We start from the raw sequence: 2748 nt of genomic DNA on the forward strand, positions 1-2748 counted from the left end.
ATCTTCTCCTCGGCGGCCGGCTTGAGGCACCACAGCGTGGTATCCCAGTTGCCTGCGTAGTACCGCATCCCCGGCAGGAAGGAGACCTTGCGCGGGAACAGGTTTCCGAGCACCACGGTCCCGGCGACCACGACGAACAACACGATCGGCCACGGGCTCTGCAGGTCGCCGAGGCCGATCCCGGCGTGCCCGACGAACAGCGCCAGCACGCTGAACATCATGAACACGTTCCACTCCAACGGGACGCCCATCGGGATGGAGCTGAGGATGCCGAAGTGGAAGCACAGCATCACGAACGCGGCGATCGCCGTCGGCCAACCGCCGTGCGAGAAGAACAACGCCAGCGGCACCAGCCCCTCGATTGCGGTGCTGAAGTGCGCGACGAAGCGCGACAACCGGCCCGGGCGCAGGTCGTCGGGGAACTTCTCGAAGAACCTGCGCTTGATCCACCGCGGCCGGAACACCGGGTTGTTGCTCATCATCGTCGAGATGACGAACGGGAAGTGCTTGTTGAGCTTCGAGGTCGCTGCGCCGAGCCAGATCACCAGGCAGACGAGCTTGGCGGCGATGATCATGTCGACGCCGCTGAACAGGAAGCACACCGCCAGCGAGGCGTACACCTCACCGCGGGCGGCCAGGAAGATCACCTTGTCGCGCAGGCCGAGCACGGCCAGGATGCCGAGGATCGTCGCGATCTGCCATGTCGGCAGCACGCCGACGGTGGTGTTCAGCTCAGGGATTGGGCCGCTGCCCTCCGAAAGTAGAGCGAACAGCAAGGCGATCAGCAACGCGGCGTACAGCAGCACGTCGATCGGCGTGCGTGACGTCCCCTTCGTCAGCGGGATCCGGGTCGGCCACGGCGGCAGCCGAATGGTCTTGGGCCGCAGCCAGTACAGCGCAGAGCCCATCGGCGGGAAGAACCGGTTGTTGAGCGGGCCGAACCCGCAACCGAGGCCGAGCACCTCGAACAGCATCGTGTACAGCACGACCTTCTCGAACACGATCGGCTCGGCGTACCACTGCGCCACGTTGGTGAAGCCGTCGATGCCGTCGGTGGTCACCACCACCATCAGCCACGCCACTAGGACGTACAGCAGGATCTTCACCACGTAGAACAGGTGCAGCACGACTGGGGTGCCGAAGCCGACCTCGGCCCAATGCCGGGCCATCGGGACGATCTTCTCGGCCCGGGTCCCCTTGCTCCACTCGGCGTAGTCGATCTCGGGTGATTCCTGTTTGAGAAAGCCCATGCCGAGCAGACTAGAACGTGTTCTAGATGTGCGGAACGGGTTCGACCTTCTGACCGTGAGCAGTCGGCAAGGTCAGCTGAAGGGTGTGTGCGGCCGAGGCAGCGGAACGCCGTCGACGGCGATGTCGAGCTTCTCGTTGTAGAACGCGATCATCCGCGCGATCGGGGCGACGGCCGCCAGCGGGTAGTCATACGTCCACGCCAGGTCCTGGTGCACGGTCTCGCCGACTCGCACCGACCAGTAGCCGGAGGTGACGCCCTTGTACGGACACAGGGACTCCGTCTCACTGGGCTCCAGGTTGGCGAACACGACATCGGTTCGGTCGATGTAATACCTTGTCGGCAAACCGGTTTCGAAGAGAAGCACCGGAGTATGGGTGTCGGCGAGCTCGACGCCGTCGAGTTCGACGTGGACGTGCCGGTGCGAGCGCAGGGCGTCGACCCTGGCGTAGGGGTTGCGCGGATGACCGACGATGGGTTCGTCCTCCTCGAACCAGTCGAGGGCGTTCCAGTCGAACCGGACGGTGCCTGCGACCGGGCCGTCGCCGTCGGCGTCGAACACCCGCGCCGCACCCTTCCGAGTGGCGTCCCCCGCAGTCAGTGAGTACATCCGCGACGGCCCGAACTGCACCTTCTGCGGGTGATCGTCGTCGACGAGGACTTCGTCGCGCACGTCTGCACGCGGGATGTAGTACTGCGGGTAGTTCGGCACCTCCCACACGTAGCGGGCGTGTGTCGTGTCGAACACCAGCTGGCCGTCGAAGTAACCGCGGACCCGCCGCGGCGAGGGTTCGACGTGACCGCGCTGGACGGCCATCTGCGGATAGTCGGTGCCGGGCGGTTGAGACACGATGGCTATCCCGCCTGCTTGGCCGGCGGCCGGTAGAAGATCGCCACCTGACCGATGCCGCCTGCCAGGCCCAGCACGACGGCGATGAAGAGGCCGCACCAGCCGTGCAGGTAGTCGTAGACGCCGGTGGTGTGGAACAGCGCGTAGTCCAGGCTGAGCTTGCCCGCACCAACGGTCGCGATCGCCACCGCGGCGACCGCGAGCACCAGGTTGTACTCCCAGCCCTCCTTGACGATGAAGAAGCCGTTCTTGCGGTGCACCGTCCATGCCGCGACGAACATCAGCGAGACGAAGCCTGCGGCGGGGACCGGCGTGAGCAGCCCGACGGCCAGCCCGAGTCCGGCGGCCATCTCGGTGGTGGCGGCGACCCTGGCGTGAAACTTGCCGGGCTTCATGCCCATGCTGTCGAACCAGCCTGCCGTACCTGCCAGCCCACCTGGCCCGAAGAACTTGTTGTAGCCGTGCGCGGCCATGGTCAGGCCGAGCACCACTCGGAGCACGAGGATCCCGAAGTCGTAGGCAGTCACGCAACGTAATCTAGGTCTTCCGGCGGGCAGGAGCGAAGCGACCCGGGAATTTGGTCTGTCATGCCGTTGCTAGACCGCCGCCCAGCCCCCGTCCACACTGAGAACCGCGCCGTGGATGTTGG

General features: G+C 65.6%; 3 protein-coding genes. All 3 read right to left on the reverse strand.

Annotated elements, in window-relative coordinates:
- Nucleotides 1–1250: DUF3556 domain-containing protein (locus QOC69_RS21295; RefSeq protein WP_526443264.1), on the reverse strand; the 1250-nt coding region annotated here is incomplete at its 3' end.
- A gap of 72 nt (nt 1251–1322) precedes the next feature.
- Nucleotides 1323–2066: a DUF427 domain-containing protein gene (locus QOC69_RS21300; protein ID WP_526443268.1), complete on the reverse strand. Its 744-nt coding sequence runs from the start codon at nt 2064–2066 to the stop codon at nt 1323–1325.
- A gap of 38 nt (nt 2067–2104) precedes the next feature.
- Nucleotides 2105–2626: a DoxX family protein gene (locus QOC69_RS21305; protein ID WP_526443266.1), complete on the reverse strand. Its 522-nt coding sequence runs from the start codon at nt 2624–2626 to the stop codon at nt 2105–2107.
- Nucleotides 2627–2748 lie beyond the last annotated feature (122 nt).

This window comes from Mycobacterium sp., from assembly GCF_032162105.1.
GTDB lineage: Bacteria > Actinomycetota > Actinomycetes > Mycobacteriales > Mycobacteriaceae > Mycobacterium.

Coding starts and splice junctions, on each gene's coding strand:
- QOC69_RS21300 (WP_526443268.1), bottom strand. CDS start 2,066: ATGGCCGTCCAGCGCGGTCACGTCGAACCCTCGCCGCGGCGGGTCCGC.